Here is an 18897-nt window from a genome sequence, read left to right on the forward strand (position 1 = left end):
GTACGGTCTAGTACGAGGCGCCGAGCCGCGGGCAGATGTCCTTGCCCGCCGCGGTGCGCCCCATCGAGCGTTCTTTAAGCCCTTCTAGTATAGCGAGAAGGTCGTCGGGCAGGTGGTCTGAGCGCTCGATCCTCTCGCCAGTGACGGGGTGGTCGAAGCCGATACTCCAGGAGTGCAGGAACTGGCGGCGCAGGCCGAGGTTCACACGGTCGTCGCCGCGGCCGTAGAGCTGGTCGCCCACGAGCTGGTGGCCAATGTGGCGCATGTGCACGCGGATCTGGTGGGTGCGACCCGTATAGAGGTGGCACTCGAGGAGGCTGTAACCCTCGTCTCGCCGGCCGCACTCGAAGCGCTCGAGCACGCGATAGGTGGTGATGGCCTCGCGCGCGCCGGGCGCGTCGGTCACGGCCATGCGCAGGCGGTCGCGGGTAGAGCGGGCGATGCCGGTGATGACGGTGTCCTCGTCGCGGGCCACGTAGCCCCGCACGAGGGTGACGTAGCGTCGGTCGAGGACGCGCATGCGGATGAGGTCCTGCAGGGCCTTCTGGGTCTCGTCGTCCTTGGCGGCCACCATAAGGCCCGAGGTGTCCATATCGAGGCGGTGCACGATGCCGGGGCGCTCCTCTCCCTGCAGCATGCCGAGATGGGCGTAGCCGCAATGGGCGACGAGAGCGTTGGCCAGGGTGTCGTCGATGTGGCCCGGGCTCGGGTGGCAGACGAGTCCCGCCTGCTTGGAGAGCACGATGAGGTGGTCGTCCTCGAAGCGGATGTCGAGATTGATGTAGGGGTTGGGCGCAAGCGGCCCGGACGCGTCGTCGGAGGCGTCCTCGACCTCGGCGCTCACGCGGTCGCCGAGCAGGACCTTCTCGGACTTCGAGGTGGTGGGGCAGGTGTTGATGAGCACGGCGCCCGACTCCACGAGCTTCGCGCACGCAGAGCGCGAAGGCATGCCCTCGGCCGCGGCAAGAAACGCGTCGAGCCGCATCCCATCGGACTCGGGGCCAACCAAAAGGTTCACGATGCGCGCCGACATGTCAGGCCTCGGCGGCGTCGGCGGCCTCGCGGGCGCGATCCCAGCGGGTCCAGAGGATGAACGCGACCGCGACGCCGCAGGTGATGAAGATGTCGGCTACGTTGAAAACGGCGAAGTCCATAAAGGTCGTGGCGAAAAAATCCGTCACTTTACCTGCGACGATGCGGTCGATGGCGTTGCCGATGCCACCACCCGCCACGCACCCCAGCGAGACGGCCAGGGGCACCGGAATTGTTTCCTCTCGCCAGCAGAGCACGGCGCAGCCAACGGTGATCACGGCTGCGATGGCCACAAAGAGAAGGCCTTTTCCCTCCCCCATCGAGAAGGCCGCGCCCGTGTTGTACACGAGGCTCAAGTCCATCACGTGCGGGATGAGGGTCTCGGGCTCGCCCACGGCAAGCGCGGCGCGCGCCCAGGCCTTGACGAGCTGGTCGAGCGAGACCACGAGGGCCGCCGCCCCGGCGAAGGTGCCGAGGCGGCGGGCGACGTTCGTTGTTTTGAGCGAGGCGCCCACGTTACTCCTGGTGGGCGGCCACGGCGTCGTGGCAGCGGCAGCACAGGCCGTCGGCGCCGAGGGTGCGGAAGTTCCAGCAGCGCGGGCACTTCTCGCCGTCGGCGGGGGCCACGGCACAGGAGAGCTCGGCGCCCTCGGAGACCTCGACCGCGGAGCAAACGAAAACCTCGGCGAGGTCGACGCCGGAAAGCGCGGCGGCCGCCTCGGCGGTCAGGGTGAGCTCGGCTCGAGCGCCCTGGCTTGTCTTCTCGGTGACGCTGCCGGCTGCCTTGGCCTCCTCGAACGCCTTGGTGAAGGCGTCGCGGGCGGCGGTCATGTGCTCGTAGGCGGCGAGCTTCTCGGCGCACCCGTCGGCCGTCCAGGGGGCCTGGTACCAGTCGAGAAGGGCGGCGCGCTCCTGGCCGTCGCGCATGGAGGCGGGCAGGAACTCCATGATCTCGTCGCAGGTAAAGACCAGAATCGGCTGCAGGTCGTGGACGAGCATGGTGAGGATCTGGGCCCAGACGGTAAGGGCGCTCCTGCGCTCGGCGCCGTCCTTCTCGCCGCAGTAGACGCGGTCCTTGGTGGCGTTGAGGTAGCCGTTGGAGAGCTCGGTCACGTAGTCGTAGAGGTTGCGGTAGACCACGTTGAAGCGGTAGCCGTTGTAGGCGTCGGTCACGGTCTGGTGGACCTTGCACATGCGGGCAAGCGCCAGCTGGTCGTAGGCGGTGAGCTCGGAGAGCTCGACGGCGTCGGCCGCAGGGTCAAACTGGCCCTCGATCTCGCCCAAAAGGAACCGCAGGGTGTTGCGGATCTTGCGGTAGGCCTCGCCGACGTGGCCGAGGATGTCGCCGTCGCAGGGAACGTCGTTGGAGGTGTCGACGGAGGCGAGCCACAGGCGAAGCACGTCGGCGCCGCGCTCGTCGCAGACCTTGTTGGGGTCGATGACGTTGCCGAGCGACTTGGACATCTTGCGGCCCTGGCCGTCAAGGGTGAAGCCCTGGGAGACCACGGACTTGTAGGGGGCAACGCCGTAGGCGCCCACGGAGGTCATGAGCGAGCTCATGAACCAGCCACGGTGCTGGTCGGAACCCTCGAGGTACATGTCGGCCGGGAAGGCAAGGTTGTCGCGGTGACGGCAGACGGCGGTGTGGGAGACGCCGGAGTCCCACCAGACGTCCAGGATGTCCTTGTTGGCCTTGAGGTTGTGGCCGCCGCACTTCTCGCAGGTGCAGGCGTCGCCCAGGTAGGAGGCCGGGTCGTCGGTGAACCAGCAGTCGGAGCCCTTGGTGCGGAAGAGCTCGATGACGGCGTCCAGCGTGGCGTCGTTCATGACGACCTCGCCGCAGTCTTGGCAGGTGTAGGCCGGAATCGGCACGCCCCAGTTGCGCTGGCGGGAGATACACCAGTCGGGACGGCCCTCGACCATGGAGCCGATGCGCTTGATGGCGTGGGCCGGGTAGAAGGCGACCTTGTTGAGCTCGGCCGTGGCCTCCTCGCGAAGCGACTTGCCATCGGCGAGCGGCTTGTCCATCGAGACGAACCACTGGCTCGTGGCGCGGAAGATGACCGGCTCCTTGCAGCGCCAGCAGTGCGGGTAGCTGTGGTTGATGTCCTCGTGCAGGATCAGCGTGCCACGCTCGCGCAGCCACTCGATGATTTTGGGGTTGGCCTCGTTGACCTCCATGCCGGACCACGGGCCGCCGGTGCCCATGACGTCGCCCTTGAAGAAGCGGCCGTCGTCGTCGACGGGCATGACCACGGGGATGCCGAACTTCATGCCGGCCAAGTAGTCGTCGACGCCGTGGCCGGGGGCGGTGTGGACGATGCCGGTGCCGTCGTCCAGGGTGACGTAGTCGGCGTAGATGAACTCGCCCTCCTCGCCCTGGTCGCCGAAAATCGGCTGCTTGTACTTGTTGTGGCAAAGCTCGGTGCCCGTCATGCGCCAGGGCTCGCCGTCGGCGCCGCGCACGAGCTCCACGTCCTCATAGCCGAACTTGGCGCAGTCCTTCTCGACGAGGGCCTCGGCCATGATCTCGGCCTGGCCGTCGTGGATGACGGCCACGTAGGAGGCCTCGGGGTGCAGGATGACGGCGTCGTCGGCCGGAAGCGTCCAGGGAGTGGTGGTCCAGATGTCGACCCAGAGCTTGCCCTCCCAGGCCTCGAGGCCGGCCGGCACCGTGGTCATCTCGAAGCGCACGAAGATGGCGGGGCTGACCTCGTCGCCGTACTCGATCTCGGCCTCGGCGAGCGCCGTGTGGCAGTGCGAGCACCAGTGAACGGGCTTGCGGCCGCGATAGATTGCGCCGCGGTCGAAGATAGCCTTGAAGATCTCGATGTCGGTGGCATCGTAGTCGTTCACGTAGGTGAGGTAGGGGTTGTCCCACTCGCCCAAAACGCCCAGGCGCTTGAAGCCCTGGCGCTGGGTGTCGACCTGCTCGACGGCCATCTTGCGGCAGAGCTCGCGGACCTTCTCGGTGGGAAGCTCGTTGAACTTCTCGGTGCCGAGGATGGTCTCCACCTTGTGCTCGATGGGCTGGCCGTGGCAGTCCCAGCCGGGGACGTAAGGGGTTTGGTAGCCCTGCATGGACTTGAAGCGGTTGATGATGTCCTTTGAGATCTTGTTCTGCGCGTGGCCGAGGTGGATGGGGCCGTTGGCGTACGGGGGGCCGTCGTGCAGGACGAACTTCTTGTGGCCCTCGTTCTTCTTGAGCATCTGCTCGTAGACGCCCTCGTCCTCCCACGAGGCCAGGCGCTTGGGCTCGTTCTGCGCCAAGCTTGCGCGCATCGGGAAGCCCGTCTGCGGGAGGTTCGTCGTCTTCTTGTACTCGTTCGCCACTCTCGTGACTCCTTCCTGGGCACCAAAAAAGCGCCCGTCCCGTCTTGCTGGGACAAAGCGCTCACATGCACACTTTGCTTCAACCACCCAGCGAGCGAATGACTTCGCCTTACTCGGCTGGCCTGTGACGGCGGCCACTCCGGCGACGCCTACTTGCGAAGAAGCTTCGGGCGCCCGCCCTCGCTCCCTTCGCTTTGGGGCCGCGGCTCGGGGGTGATCTTCTCCGGGACGCGGCCGCGAGATCCCACCATCCCCGCTCTCTTCTGACCGCGCGCCCCCGGGTACTCTCCCCGTCATCGCCTATGGCCTCAGATGGTAGCACGAACAGGGCCGCACGTGGTAAGGTCGGCAAGAAAAGCGAATTAGAGCAGGTCGCAATCCATCACAGGGCCGCGTGCACGAGGTACGCGCGGCGCGGCCGGCCAAGAAGCGCGAGACGAGCAAGCCGCCCCTTGCCAGCCTCGCGCTTTTTTTCGCCGAGTTGGCCCGCCACGAGCGAATGGAGAGCATATGTCGAGCTGGGACGAGAAGCGCAGGGCAACGTTTACGCACGAGGAGGACGTGGCGTTTCTGCGCCGCGCCATCGAGGTGTCGAGGAGGAGCCGCGAGAACGGTAACACCCCCTTCGGCGCCATCCTGGTGAACGAGCACAAGGAGGTCGTGCTCGAGCAGAAGAACCGCGAAATCTCCGAGCACATCTGCACAGGCCACGCCGAGGCGTCGCTCATGGAGGAGGCAAGCCACCGCTTCGACCACGACTACCTGTGGCAATGCACCATCTACACCACAGGCGAGCCGTGCGCGATGTGCTCGGGCGCCATTTATTGGGCAAACGTCGGGCGCGTCGTCTACGCCATGAGCGAGCGCGACATCCTCGCGCAGACCGGAGACTCCGAGCAGAACCCGACGCTCGACACGCCGTGCCGCGAGATTTTCGGCTCCAGCCAGAAGCAGATCGAGGTCGCAGGCCCCTTCCCCGAGCTCGTCGAGGAGGCCTGCGAGGTCCACAAGGGCTACTGGGGCTAGGCGGGGCAAAAACACCCGTCCGCAAAGAAACGCGCCCGTCGGCGGTTGTCGGCGGGCGCGTTCTTTGGTTGATTGGGCGAGCCTAGTCGGCCATGGCCTCGTTGAAGGCGGAGGCGAAGCGCTCGTCGGCGGCGGCCATGCGGGCGTTGGTGGCGATCCAGCCGGCAACGGTGCCCGTGTCGTAGCCCTCCTTGGGGTCGATGACCAGGGCGTAGAACTCCTCCTCGGCAAGGCAGCGCTCCATGGCGTCGGTCAGCTGGATCTCGTTGCCGGCACCGGGCTTCTGGTCCTTGAGCAGCTCCATCACGCGCGGGGAGAGCAAGTAGCGGCCCACGATAAAGAGGCGGCTGGGGGCAAGAGCGGCCTTGGGCTTCTCCACCATGCCGGTGAGCTTCCAGACGGCGCCCTCGTCGTTCTCGCCGGCCTCGGGGAACTCGGCGATGGAGCCCACCTGCTTGCCGGCGATGATGCCGTAACGCGAGACCTCGTCCTCCGGGCACGGTGCGACCGCGATCACGGAGCAGCTGCCGTGGGCCTTGGAGACCTCCATCATGCGCGGCAGGATCTTCTTGTCGGGGACCATGTAGTCGCCGAGAAGCACGAAGAACGGCTCGTCGCCGGTGGCGTAGGAGGCACAGCGGATGGCGTGGCCAAGGCCGCGCGGCTCGCTCTGGAAGCAGAAGTCGACGGGTAGGCTGCCGGCCTCGGCGATGGCCTCGGCGTAGGCGGGCTTGTCGCGGGAGCGCAGCTCATCCTCAAGGGCGAGGTCGCGCGTGAAGTAGCTCATGATCTGGGGCTTGGCCTGGGAGCTCACGATAATGCACTCGTCGACCTCCTCGGGCGCCAGGGCCTCCTCCACAACGTACTGGATGACGGGCTTGTCCAGGACAGGCAACATCTCCTTGGGCGTGACCTTGGTGCCGGGGAGAAAACGCGTGCCGAGGCCGGCGGCGGGGATGATCGACTTCATATACGTGTCCTTTCGGTTCTTCATAGGCGGCGCGGAGGCGCCGTTTAAGTTCCGGCACATTATGAAACAAAGCGGCAACTATGGGTACCCCTGAGCAGCTTGAGCGGGCCATTATCGCCCGATGAGCGCCGCCGGGCACACCAAGCAGCCACAAGAAAGCGGCCTGCGGTGTCCTTCGGCGGCGCCTCTCCGCTCACCAAGAAAAGCCCCGCCAGCGAAATAAGCCTTTCACTGGCGGGGCTTCGTGGGGGGGCTGTGCGGCCGCCGAAGGGGCTAGTCCTCCTCGGGTGCGCGGTCGGCCTCGGTCTCCGGAACGATGATGTTCAGCAGGAACACGACGATGAACGAGACGACGAGCGAGCTGCCGAAGATGTTCTGAACGATCTCGGGCAGGAACTGCAAGATCTCGGGCACGGCGCCGATGCCGATGCCCAGGGCCAGCGAGATGCCCACGATCATCTTGTTGCGATACGTGAAGGGCTGCTCGCAGAGGAGCTCGATGCCCGACAGCGTGATGGCGGCGAACACGGTGACCGTGGCCCCGCCGAGGACCGGCTGCGGGATGGTGGCCATGAGCATGCAGAACTTCGGGCAGATGCCGGCGACGATCATGACGATGGCGACGATGCGGAACACGCGCTTGGCCACGACCTTGGTGGTGCAGATGAGGCCGACGTTTTGGCTATAGGGGTCGGTCGGCATGCCGCCGATGAGGGCGCCCAGCATGCCGCAGATGCTCTGGCCCTTGATGGCTCCGCCGAGCTCCTTGTCGGTGGCCTCGCGGCCGAAGCCGCCCTTGGCGGTCGACGAGACGTCGCCGATGGTCTGGACGGCCTGGACAACGTACATGAGGATCATGAGGACTATGGCGTCGGGATGGAACTCGAGGCCGAAGTGCAGGGGCATGGGCACCGAGAACCAAGCGGCGTTGGCGAAGTTGTCGAAGCTCACGATGCCGCCCATGAACAGGGCGATGGCGTAGCCGACGGCGATGCCGACGATCATGCCGGATACCTTGAGGTAGCCCTTGCCGAAGAGGCTGCACGCCAGGGTGACGACGAGCGTGGCGAGGGCGAGGATCCAGAACTCGGGCGAGCCGAAGGTGCCGGCCGCCTTAGCGGCGCTGCCGCCGCCCATGTAATTGATAGCCGTCTCGTAAAGCGAGAGTCCGATGGACACGACGACGGTACCGCTCACGATGGGCGGGAAGAAACGGCGGATCTTCTCCATGAACATGCCGATGAAGATGGAGACGAAGCCGGCCACGAGCTGCGATCCGAAGATGGCGGCAATGCCGTACTGGGTGCCGATGAGCATGAGGATGGGCATGTAGGCGAAGGCGACGCCCATGACGGAGGGCAGGCCCATGCCGAAGCCGAAGACAGGGTAGAGCTGCAGCAGGGTGGTGATGCCGCCGATGATCATGGCCGATTGCATGAGCATCGACTGGTCGGCCGCCGATAGGTTGAGCGCCGCCGCGATGAGCATCGGCGGGGTGATGTTTCCGACGAGCATGGCGAGCACGTGCTGCAGCGCCTGCGGGAATGCGAGGCCGAGCGACGGGTTGCCGTCGAGCTTGGTGAGCTCCGCGCTCCTCTCATCGATGGTGGTTGACGTTGCGTCGGCCATGGGCGCTCTCCTTTCGTCGCTCCCGCGCCACCCGCGCGCGGGGTCTCGGCGTCTTTGCGCCAAGATAACCAAACTTATTGTCTGAATCACTTACAGTTTGATTGGTTATGTGGAGGACACGTGTGGCAAAACGGCAGGCGGCGCTCAAACTCCCGCAAAAGGGACGGCGCCCCCGCGTGAGTGTCATCGCGCAGGGGCGCCTTGGCCGTAAAGAGGGAATTCGCCCCCTACTCCACAGTTACCGACTTGGCGAGGTTGCGGGGCTGGTCGACGTCGCAGCCGCGCAGTAGCGCGGCCTCGCGGGCGAGCAGCTGCAGGGGCACGGACGCGGTGATAGGGCTGAAGCAGTCGCGCACCTGCGGGATATAGATGACGTGGTCAGCAATCTTCTTGATTTCCTCGTCGCCCTCGGTGGCCACGGTGACGACGACGGCGCCGCGGGCGCGGCACTCCATGAGGTTGCTCACCACCTTATCGTAGGTGGGGCTCTTGGTGGCCACGGCGATGACCGGGAAACCCGGCTCGATCAGCGCGATGGGGCCGTGCTTCATCTCACCGGCTGCGTAGGCCTCGGCGTGCAGGTAACTGACCTCCTTGAGCTTGAGCGCACCCTCGTAGGCGATAGCAGCGCCCATGCCGCGGCCGACGAAGAGGGCCGAGTGGGCCGGCGCCACGGCCTCTGCGGCCTCGTGGATGGAGTCGCTGGACTCGTCGAGGATGCGCTGGATCTGCTCGGCCGTGTCGCCCAGCTCGCGGAAGAACATGCGAGCGGTCTTGGTGGAGAGGCGGTACTTGACCTGGGCGAGCAGCAGGGCGAGCAGCATCAGCGAAACAATCTGGCCGATGAAGCTCTTGGTGGAGGCGACGGCGATCTCTTTGTTGGCCTTGGTGTAGATGACGCCGTCGGACTCGCGGGCCACGGGGCTGCCCACGACGTTCGTGATGCCGAAGACCTTGGCGCCCTTGATGCGCGCATCGCGAATGGCGGCCAGGGTATCGGCCGTCTCGCCGGACTGCGACACGGCGACGACGAGCGTCGAGGGGGTGATGATCGGGTCGCGGTAGCGGAACTCGCTGGCGGCCTCGACCTCGCAGGGGATGCGAGCCCAGCCCTCGATGACGTTCTTGGCCACGAGGCCCGCGTGGTAAGAGGTGCCGCAAGCGATGACGTAGACGCGGTCGATGTCGTTGAGCTCCTGCAGCGAGAGGCCCAGCTCGTCGATGTCAAGCTCGCCGTTGGCGCTCATGCGACCGACGAGGGTGTCGCGCACGACGCGGGGCTGCTCGTGAATCTCCTTGAGCATGAAGTCGGGGTAGCCGCCCTTCTCGGCCATGTCGAGGTCCCAGTCGACGTGGGTGACCTCGGGCTGGATGGCGCGGCCCTCGGAATCGGTGTACTCGATGCCCTCGGGCGTGAGCTTGGCGAACTGATCGTCGGCGAGCACGACGACGTCGCGCGTGGCGTCGATGAGGGCGATGACGTCGGAGGCCACGTAGGCGCCCATCTCGCCCATGCCGATGATGATCGGCGAGTCCTTGCGGGCCACGGCGATGGTCCCGGGCTCGTCGGCGCACACGGCGGCGAGGCCATAGGCGCCCGCGACCTGCGAGACCGCCTCACGGACGGCGGCCATGAGATCGCCCTCGCAGCCGTAAGCCTCCTCGATGAGATGGGCGAAGACCTCGGTATCGGTGTCGCTCTTGAACTCGTGGCCGCGGTCCTGGAGCTCCTCGCGGAGCTCGGCGAAGTTCTCGACGATGCCGTTGTGGACGACGGCGATGCGGCCGTCGCAGCTCGTGTGCGGGTGGGCGTTGGCGGTGGAGGGTCGGCCGTGGGTGGCCCAGCGGGTGTGGCCGATGCCGCAGGTCGACTCGTCCTTGTAGCCCTCGAGCTCCGAAGCGAGGCCTGCGACCTTGCCGACGCGGCGGATGACGTCGAGGCGGGCCTCGCCGTCGGCGCCCGCGACCTCGAGCGCGACGCCCGCCGAGTCGTAGCCGCGGTACTCCATGCGGGTCAGGCCCTCGACGAGAATGTCCTTAGCCTGGCTCCTACCAGTAAAGCCAATGATTCCGCACATGTGGTTGGCTCCTTCCGTCGTTATATGCGCCCTGGTGCCCAATGGGCCGTTGGAACGCAACTGGTATCTGATTTCGAATACCTGTTAAGTGTAGCGCGTCAAGGTGGTATTGCAAATCAAAGACCAGTTGTGCAGAACATGTCCACAACCGAGGCGCTTGGCGGCTCGGTTGCCGCTCTCCTCCCCTCGATTTGAGGGTTTTGCGCCCTCGTTTTTGGAGCCAAGACGCAAAATCCTCAAATCGAGGACGCAAAACCCCTGGTATTCGGGGTTTTGCGTCGCGGTCACAAAATCGGCGGCGCAAAACCCTCATAACCAGGACGACGCCACGCGATATCGCCCTCTAAGTGCCCTCGTGGTTTGTGTCGGGAGCATGGAGAAGCCCGGCCGGACGGTCGCCACATACCGGTGAACGGCACGAGCCTCCCCAGCGCACGTTTCCTACCGATGCCTTACGCAGCCGCGAGACATCGTCATTGATGAAAACTGGTAAGGATTCGGTTAGCTCGCGGTAAGACGAAATGACAAGATCTCGCAGTTCAGCGGCACCCTTTATGTGAATTTCGCTACGCTTTTTGTCATGGACATCCTCTTCTCACATACAACGGCCCTTGAGGTGCTGCGGCTGCCCGGGATGCGGGGAGCCCTTGAGCACGGCTCGCGCGACATCCACGCCGTGCCCGAGCGGGCGCCGGAGCGTTGCGACATCGAAGAGGCGCGGCGCCGCTTTCCCGAGCTAGCGGACCTTCGCGAACCCGCGCACGTCCTTGTTGACAGAGCCGCGGCAAGGACGGACAACTCGTTCTGCACCTGCCATTCGTGGAGCGCGAGGCACCCCTATGGATCGGTAATCAAACTCGGAGCCGGGCTCTATTGCGCCTCTCCCGAGCAGCTTGCGGTGCAGATGGCGCCGTCGCTCACCGACCTTGGGCTCATCGTCTTGCTCAGCGAGCTCTTCTCGCTCTACGCCCTGAGCAACCGAGGCAAGACCCTTACCCAAAGAAATATGCCGGCCACGACGCCCAGGCGCACCCTGGACCACCTTGATCTGCTCGGGTCGGTGCGCGGGAGCACGAAGGTCCGCAGGCTCCTGCGCCTCGCCCCGGCAGGCTCCGCCTCGCCGCAGGAGACGCGCATAGCCCTAATGCTCTCGCTGCCGCCGCGCCTCGGCGGGCACGGCCTCACGATCGAGTCCATGAACCGTTCCCTGGAGCTCGACGCCCTTGGCGAAAGCGGTGTTCGCCACGTGAGGAAGCCGGATATCTTGCTAGCGTCGCGCGACGGCGAGCGCCACGCGGCCATCGAGTACGACGGCGCGCTGCACCTCACTCCCAAAAGACAAACCCAAGACGCCAGGAGGAACAACGAGTTCGCGGCCTGCGGCATGGCGGAGTATCGCCTGAACAGCGTGCTCCTCTCGAACTTCGAGTACATGGAGGACCTCGCCCAAAAGATCAGGCGCGACCTCGGGGAGGTCGGGGCGCATCTTGACCGCGAACAGGCCGGAAGATCCCGGGCACGGCGACAGGCCCTCCATTATGAGCTCATGTCGATGGATTTCTCGACCTTCAGCTTCACCACAAAGTAGCGCGGGCGCCCGCTCGCGCCGCCCACTGGTCGAAAACGCGCAGGAATAGGCCGTCCGAGAGGCTAAGGTGTGCTTCATACGCATTGGCATCTCCTCGTTTTGAGGGTTTTGCACCCATGATTTTTCCGCCATCACGCAAAACCTCCGATTCCAGGATGAAACCATCCTCGATTCGGGAGTTATGCGTCATCCGGCCCAAAGCGGCGACGCAAAACCCTCGAATGCAGGAGTACGACCGGCCCCGCCCTGTCGAAAGGACCAAATGGACACCATGAAAACCTCGCGCACCGCGAGCGACAAGTACCTCGAGCTCCTCTCCGAGAAGTTCCCGACCACCCAGTCGGCCTACACCGAGATCATCAACCTCGAGGCCATCCTCAACCTACCCAAGGGCACCGAGCACTTCGTCTCAGACGTGCACGGCGAGTACCAGGCCTTCGAGCACATCCTGAACAACTGCTCAGGCGTCATCCGCGAGCGCGTGCAGTCGACCTTCGAATTCCAGCTCACGCGAGAGGAGCAGGCCGACCTCTGCACCCTCATCTACTACCCCACCTTGAAGCTGCGCCGCCTTCGCGAGGAGGGCCGCGTCACGTCGGAGTGGTACGCCATCACGCTCATGCGCCTCGTGCGCCTGGCCCGCCACCTCTCGGGCACCTACACGCGCTCGAAGGTCCGCAAGGCCATACCAGTCGAGTTCTCCTACATCATCGACGAGCTGCTCCACACCTCCTCCGACGAGCGTGAGGCGCGCCTGGCCTACCACCAGGGCATCATCTCCTCGATCATCGGCACGGGCAGCGCCGACGACTTCATCTGCTCGCTCGCCGCGCTCATCAAGCGGCTCGCCGTCGATCATCTGCACCTCGTCGGCGACATCTTCGACCGCGGGCCGCGCGCCGACCGCATCCTCGACCGCCTCATGGCCTACCACTCCATCGATATCCAGTGGGGCAACCACGACATCGTGTGGATGGGCGCCGCGTCCGGCTCGGCCGCGTGCCTGGCCGCCGTGATCCGCAACAACGTCCACTACGACAGCCTGAAGATCCTCGAAAGCGCCTACGGCGTGAGCCTGCGCGAGCTCACGGTATTCGCCGAGCAGACCTACCGCGCCCAGGACGGCATGGACCCCGTTGAGAAGGCAATCTCGGTCATCCTCTTCAAGCTCGAGGGCCAGACGATCCGTCGCCACCCCAACTGGCAGATGGAGGACCGCTTGTTGCTCGAGCACGTCGACACCGCCAAGGGCACCGTCGTCATCGACGGCCAGACCCACCAGATGCGCACCCGCGACTTCCCCACCCTGGACCCCGCGAACCCCTACGAGCTGAGCGAGGGCGAGGCGCGCGTCATGGACAACCTCATGAGCGCCGTCCGCCACTCCGAGAAGCTGCGCGCCCACGTCGGTTTCCTCTACGAACACGGCAGCGCCTACCTCGTCCACAACGGCAACGTTCTCTTCCACGCCTGCGTCCCGATGACCGAGGAGGGCGAGTTCTGCCCCGTTAACCACCAGGGCCAAATGCTCGAGGGCAAGGCCTACTACGACTACGCCGACCAGCTCGCCCGCCGCGCGTGGCACGAGCACGATCAGGTCTCGCTCGACTGGATGTGGTACTTGTGGTGCGGGCGGCTCTCCCCGCTCTCGGGCCGCGTCATGAAGACCTTCGAACGCACCTACCTGACCGACAAGTCCACCTGGGACGAGCCTCGCGACCCCTACTACTCCCACAACGACGACCCCGAGACCTGCCGCATGATCCTCGAGGAGTTCGGCTGCGACGCGGGCGGCGCCATCATCAACGGACACACGCCGGTCCACGCATCCGAGGGCGAGAGCCCCGTCAAGGCGGGCGGCATGCTCGTCGTCATCGACGGCGGATTCTGCCAGGCCTATCACAAGACCACGGGCATCGCCGGCTACACCCTGATCGCTGACCCGCACGGCATGCGCATCAAGGCGCATCGCCCCTTCGCGAGCATCAAGGACGTGCTCGACCTCAACGCCGACATCATGAGCGAGGACGACCGTTTCCGCCGCTGGCCGCGCGCCCTCACGGTGGGCGACACCGACGCCGGCGACCAGATCCGCGAGCAGATCGCCGACCTGCGCCAGCTCCTCGACGCATACCGCAGCGGCGTTCTTCCCGAGAAGGCGCGCACGAAGTAGCCGCTTTTGGGTAAGACTGTCTTCGTGTGCAAACCGGATCGATGAAAGGTCCCCTTACATGAACATGGACGAGAACAAGCGGCGACGGAACATGCTGCTGTACATCCTCATCGCGATCGTGGTCTACCTCGTGGTGAGCCAGACGATGTACCCGGCGCTCTCGAGCTCGCAGACCCAGGAGGTCAGCTACAGCGACTTCCTCACGATGGTCGACAAAGACGAGGTCACCCAGGTCCAGAAGACCCAGGGCGACGCCACGCTCTACTTCACCACAGGCTCAGGCGACAACCAGATGACCTACTCGACGATCATCTTCGGGTCGGGCGACGGGCTCAACGAGAAGCTCGAGGAGCACAAGGTTCAGATGGTCGGCAAGATTGCCGACAGCTCGAGCGAAATGTGGTTCTACCTGCTGCTCTCCTACGGCCTGCCCATCATCTTCTTCCTGCTCATCGGCTGGCTGCTCAACCGCCGCATGAAGAAGGCCATGGGCGACGACGGCCCCTCGATGAACTTCGGCGGCGGCTTCGGCATGGGGGGCGGCCTCGGCAAGTCCAACGTCAAGGAGGTCAAGGGCGAGGAGACGGGCGTCAAGTTCACCGACGTCGCGGGCCAGGACGAGGCCAAGGAGTCCCTCGAGGAGATCGTCAGCTTCCTCAAGAGCCCCGAGAAGTACAACGAGATCGGCGCCCGCTGCCCGCGCGGCGCACTGCTCGTCGGCCCTCCGGGCACGGGCAAGACGCTGCTAGCCAAGGCGGTGGCCGGCGAGGCCGGCGTGCCGTTCTTCCAGATCGCCGGCTCCGAGTTCGTCGAGATGTTCGTCGGGCGCGGCGCCGCCAAGGTTCGCGACCTCTTCAAGCAGGCCAAGGAGAAGGCCCCCTGCATCGTCTTCATCGACGAGATCGATGCCGTGGGCAAGAAGCGCGACGGCTCGCTCAACTCCAACGATGAGCGCGAGCAGACCTTGAACCAGCTCCTCTCCGAGATGGACGGCTTCGACAACCAGAAGGGCATCGTGGTCCTCGCCGCGACGAACCGCCCCGAGTCCCTTGACCAGGCCCTTCTTCGTCCCGGTCGCTTCGACCGCCGTATCCCCGTCGAGCTCCCCGACCTCGCCGGCCGCGTGGCCATCCTCAAGATCCACGCCAACGACGTCAAGATGGAGCCCGGTATCGACCTCGACTTCATCGCCCGATCGACGCCCGGCGCCTCAGGTGCGGACCTCGCAAACATCATCAACGAGGCTGCCCTGCGAGCGGTGCGCCTCGGCCGTCGCCGCGTGACCCAGGAGGACCTCGCCGAGTCCGTCGACGTGGTCATCGCCGGCGAGAAGAAGAAGTCCACGGTCCTCTCCGAGCACGAGAAGGACGTCGTCTCTTACCACGAGACCGGCCACGCCATCGTGGCGGCCATGCAGAAGGGCTCGGCTCCCGTCTCCAAGATCACCATCGTGCCACGCACCTCGGGCGCCCTCGGCTTCACCATGCAGGTCGAGGAGGACGAGCACTTCCTCACCACGCGCGAGGGGGCCAAGAACAAGATCGCCGTGCTCTGCGGCGGCCGCGCGGCCGAGGAGCTCATCTTCGGCGAGATGACGACCGGCGCCTCCAACGACATCGAGAAGGCCACCGCCATCGCCCGCGCCATGGTCACCCAGTACGGCATGTCCGACAAGTTCGGCATGGTGGCCCTCGGCCAGCAGCGCAACCGCTACCTGGGTGGCGGCTCCGAGCTCACGTGCTCGGAGGGCACCGCGCAGGAAATCGACGCCGAGGTGCGCCAGCTCGTCGAGGAGGGCCACCAGACGGCGCTCAAGCTCCTGCAGGCCAACCGCTTCAAGTTGCACGAGATCGCGCACTACCTGCAGAAGAAGGAGACCATCACGGGCGACGAGTTCATGAACATCCTCACCCGCAACGACGGCTTCGCGCCCGCGATGCCCGCCCCGGCCTCCCAGCAGTAGCAACCCTCCGCAGGTCACAAACACCAAGAAAGCCCCGCGCAGTCCCGGTACGGACGGACGGCACGGGGCTTCTTCTTTGCGAGCTCAGCGGAAGAGCTGCCAGAAAGCCACGGCGCTCGAGGCGGCCACGTTCAGCGAGTCCACGCCGTTGGACATCGGGATGATCACGCTGCGATCGGCCGCGTCGAGGGCCGCGCGCGTAAGGCCGTAGCCCTCGCTGCCGAAGAGCAGCGCCCGCTTGTCCGCGTGGGAAAGCGACGGGTCGTCGATGGCAACGGCATCTTCGGCGAGCGCCATCGCGAGCACTGAGAAACCCTTCTCGCGCAGAAGGTCAAAGGTCGCGCCCGGCCAAGACGGCGCCTCGGCGCGCGCCCACGGCACCTGGAACACCGTTCCCATCGATACGCGCGCGGCGCGGCGGCAGAAGGGATCGGCGCATCGCGGGGAGAGCACGACGGCATCGGCCCCGAGAGCGGCGGCGCTGCGGAAGAGCGCGCCCACGTTGGACACGTCGACCAGGTCCTCGAGGACCGCCACATGCCGGGCGCCGGCGACCACCTCCGCCACGCCGCGCGCGGCCGGCCGCCTCATCGCGCAGAGAAACCCGCGCGTCACTTTGTAGCCCGTGAGGCATTCGGCCACGTCGTGTGGTAAGACGAACGCCTCGGGCTTATCCGCGCCGGCCTCGGCCGCGACCTGCGCCGCCCGCTCGAGCAGCTCGGCGCACGAACCCAGGTGCCGCTCGTCGACGAGAAACGACAGCGGGACCACCCCGGCGTCGAGCGCCACGCAAACGACCAGCGGGGACTCCGCTATCAAGATGCCGCGCGCCGGGTCGAGGTCGCACCTCAGCTGATGCTCGGTCAGCCGCGCAAAGACGTCGAGTCGCGGGTCCGAGATGTCGTCGAGCCTTACAGCCTGCATGGAACTTCCCTCATTTCTTGTTTAACGGCCAAGCGGCATAATAGTTGTCCGGCCGCTGAGGTACCATGAGCAAGCTGCGCCGGTACCCCCGGCCCCCCACACCTTACATCGAATCAGAGGCCGAGTTAATGAACCCCGACAATCAGAACACCGAGGCGGAGAAGACCCGCCTTTCCATGGCCGCGCGCATCGCGCGCCTCGACGAGAAACCGCAGGAAAATCCCGCGACCGAGGCTTCCACGTCCACCGCCGACCCCATCGACGCGATCGGCGCCGACGACAGGTTCGCCTCGATCGTCCCGGATGAGTTCTCCACGCCCCCCGCCGAGGACGGGCCTTTGCAGGATGCGCCGGTCCCCGCTGAGGGCGCGTATGAGGCGAAGGGGCGGCCCAAGCGCCGTTACCGGAAGCTCTGGCTCATCCCCGTCGTGCTCGTGGCCCTTCTCGCCGCGGCCTACGGCGGCGGCGTCTATTACTTCAATGAGCACTGCCTGCCCAACACCATGGTCGACGGGGCCGACGTCTCGGGCATGACCAAGTCAGAGGTCGCCGCCTCCATCGAGTCCCAGGTCGCCGACTACGTCATCTCGGTGACGGGCGACGGCGTGGACCTCAACCTCACTGCCTCCGACCTCTCCCTCGGCTACGACGGCGAAGCCTATGCAGCGAACGTCATGTCGCGCACGAGCGCCTGGCAATGGCCCCTCGAGATCTCAGGCTCCCGCAGCTACACGTTGCAGAAGACCATTAAGTACGACAGCGACAAGGTCGTCTCGGCGCTCGCCCCCTTCGTGGAGCAGAGCCGCTCAACCGCTGAGAAGACCGCCAAGGAGGCCACCGTCACCTATGACTCTGCGAGCAAGGCCTTCGTCCTCCAGATCGACGGCGACACGAGCAGCCTCGACGGCGACGCGGCCGCGGCAAAGGTCTGCTCCGCCCTTGATGCCCTGCAGACCACGGTCGAACTGGGCGACGACTGCATGAACACCGGCTACGATTTCTCCTCCTTCGTCGTCAAGGCCAATTCCTGCCTCTCAGCCGCGCCAACGCTCACCCTCGCCGGCACGACCGTGGCCGAGATCGGCGCCGACCAGATTGCCTCTTGGCTCAAGGTCGGCAACGACCTCGGTATCGAGATCGACTCCGCCGCGGTGACCGCATGGTGCAAGGGGGACCTCTCCAAGGCATGCGACACCGTGGGCACCTCCCGCACCTACACGCGCGCCGATGGGCAGACCTTCACGGTCGCAGGCGGGGAGTACGGCTGGAACATCGACGGCGCGAGCACCGCCGATAAGATCATCTCGGCCCTCGAGGGCGGCCAGAAAACGATCATCGAGATACCCACCCTGTCCAAGGGCGAGACCTGGGTCCTCGGCGGCCAAGATTGGGGTAAGCGCTACATCGACATCGACCTCAGCGAGCAGCACGCCCGCATGTATGACGATTCCGGCAGCCTCATCTGGGAGAGCGACGTCGTCACCGGCGATACCACCGAGGATCACGCCACCCCGACCGGCGTCTACACCATGAACTCCAACCGCGCGAGCGACAACGTCGAGCTCCGTGGAGAGATCGACGCCTCCACGGGCGAGCCCGAGTACATCAGCTACGTGGATTACTGGATGCCTTTCATCGGCAACTCCTACGCCCTGCACGACGCCAGCTGGCGCTCGAGCTTCGGAGGCACGATTTATTGCGGCAACGGCAGCCACGGCTGCGTGAACCTGCCGGTCGATAAAGCTGCAGAACTCTGGAATCTGTGTCGCGTGGGCGACACCGTGGTTGTTCACAATTAAATAAACCGCAGCTCAAATAGCCAATTGCGCGCCTTTTCAGTTTTCAACAGCAGGGGCGCGCACCTTTATGCGCACGCCCTCGGCAAGAATTCCTCGGATATGGACGCTGCGTGCAGTTTTTTCCCTGGGCGGCGGGTCTACGGCCGCAAACGGCGGCCGACGCGCGCGCGAAGAATTCTAACCGGCGTCTTACACAAAGAGCTCACCCGTGCATTGTTGAAAACCGGGAAGACTGCTGTAAGAATTCCGTAAGACAATTTTACCTCGCGCTCCAAACGCGGGCCGATGAGCCCCGTGTCCCCGTAGATTTGAGACCCCGCGCCCCTAGAGGCGCCACTCAATCCAGAAGGGAGCGCTTATGAAACTGAAAAAACACAAGGGG

General features: G+C 65.4%; 12 protein-coding genes. 5 read left to right on the forward strand and 7 right to left on the reverse strand.

Features of this window, described 5'->3' with window-relative positions; translation table 11 throughout:
- Positions 1 to 7: 7 nt before the first annotated feature.
- From U5709_RS00475 to ileS, 3 genes are read right to left on the reverse strand one after another with little or no spacing between them, the layout of a single operon-like run.
- The gene (locus U5709_RS00475) at positions 8 to 1033 is read right to left on the reverse strand and encodes an RluA family pseudouridine synthase (protein WP_321972070.1); all 1026 of its coding nucleotides are present in this window, start codon (positions 1031 to 1033) and stop codon (positions 8 to 10) included.
- A gap of 1 nt (position 1034) precedes the next feature.
- Positions 1035 to 1547: a signal peptidase II gene (gene lspA, locus U5709_RS00480; protein ID WP_321972525.1), complete on the reverse strand. Its 513-nt coding sequence runs from the start codon at positions 1545 to 1547 to the stop codon at positions 1035 to 1037.
- 1 nt (position 1548) lies between these two features.
- Positions 1549 to 4365, reverse strand: coding sequence for an isoleucine--tRNA ligase (gene ileS, locus U5709_RS00485; protein WP_321972072.1), 2817 nt, complete (start codon positions 4363 to 4365; stop codon positions 1549 to 1551).
- A gap of 510 nt (positions 4366 to 4875) precedes the next feature.
- Here ileS and U5709_RS00490 point away from each other — a divergent pair.
- Positions 4876 to 5391, forward strand: coding sequence for a nucleoside deaminase (locus tag U5709_RS00490; protein ID WP_321972073.1), 516 nt, complete (start codon positions 4876 to 4878; stop codon positions 5389 to 5391).
- An 82-nt stretch (positions 5392 to 5473) separates the two neighbouring features.
- On the opposite strand, the gene U5709_RS00495 is transcribed toward U5709_RS00490, so the two are convergent.
- From U5709_RS00495 to glmS, 3 genes are all read right to left on the reverse strand, one after another.
- Positions 5474 to 6361: a UTP--glucose-1-phosphate uridylyltransferase gene (locus U5709_RS00495; RefSeq protein WP_321972074.1), complete on the reverse strand. Its 888-nt coding sequence runs from the start codon at positions 6359 to 6361 to the stop codon at positions 5474 to 5476.
- A 273-nt stretch (positions 6362 to 6634) separates the two neighbouring features.
- Entirely contained in the window at positions 6635 to 7990 is a 1356-nt protein-coding gene (locus tag U5709_RS00500) for a nucleobase:cation symporter-2 family protein (RefSeq protein ID WP_321972075.1), read from the reverse strand.
- Positions 7991 to 8217: 227 nt separating this feature from the next.
- Positions 8218 to 10068, reverse strand: coding sequence for a glutamine--fructose-6-phosphate transaminase (isomerizing) (gene glmS, locus U5709_RS00505; RefSeq protein WP_321972076.1), 1851 nt, complete (start codon positions 10066 to 10068; stop codon positions 8218 to 8220).
- Positions 10069 to 10624: 556 nt separating this feature from the next.
- Here glmS and U5709_RS00510 point away from each other — a divergent pair.
- From U5709_RS00510 to ftsH, 3 genes are all read left to right on the forward strand, one after another.
- Positions 10625 to 11656, forward strand: a complete 1032-nt coding sequence (locus U5709_RS00510) for a hypothetical protein (protein ID WP_321972526.1) — start codon at positions 10625 to 10627, stop codon at positions 11654 to 11656.
- Between the two features lie 262 nt (positions 11657 to 11918).
- Positions 11919 to 13829 (forward strand): fructose-1,6-bisphosphatase, encoded by a 1911-nt coding sequence (locus tag U5709_RS00515; RefSeq protein WP_321972078.1) that lies wholly within the window; start codon positions 11919 to 11921, stop codon positions 13827 to 13829.
- Between the two features lie 58 nt (positions 13830 to 13887).
- Positions 13888 to 15792 (forward strand): ATP-dependent zinc metalloprotease FtsH, encoded by a 1905-nt coding sequence (ftsH, locus tag U5709_RS00520; protein WP_321972079.1) that lies wholly within the window; start codon positions 13888 to 13890, stop codon positions 15790 to 15792.
- A gap of 84 nt (positions 15793 to 15876) precedes the next feature.
- Here the strand turns inward: ftsH and U5709_RS00525 are convergent, their stop codons facing one another.
- The gene (locus tag U5709_RS00525; protein WP_321972080.1) at positions 15877 to 16716 is read right to left on the reverse strand and encodes an RNA methyltransferase; all 840 of its coding nucleotides are present in this window, start codon (positions 16714 to 16716) and stop codon (positions 15877 to 15879) included.
- A gap of 128 nt (positions 16717 to 16844) precedes the next feature.
- On the opposite strand from U5709_RS00525, the gene U5709_RS00530 reads away from it, so the two are divergent.
- Positions 16845 to 18515 carry a L,D-transpeptidase family protein gene (locus tag U5709_RS00530; RefSeq protein ID WP_321972527.1) on the forward strand — a complete coding sequence of 557 codons (1671 nt, stop codon included), beginning with the start codon at positions 16845 to 16847 and terminating at the stop codon, positions 18513 to 18515.
- Positions 18516 to 18897: the final 382 nt, after the last annotated feature.

This window comes from Paratractidigestivibacter sp., from assembly GCF_963660155.1.
Lineage (GTDB): Bacteria > Actinomycetota > Coriobacteriia > Coriobacteriales > Atopobiaceae > Paratractidigestivibacter.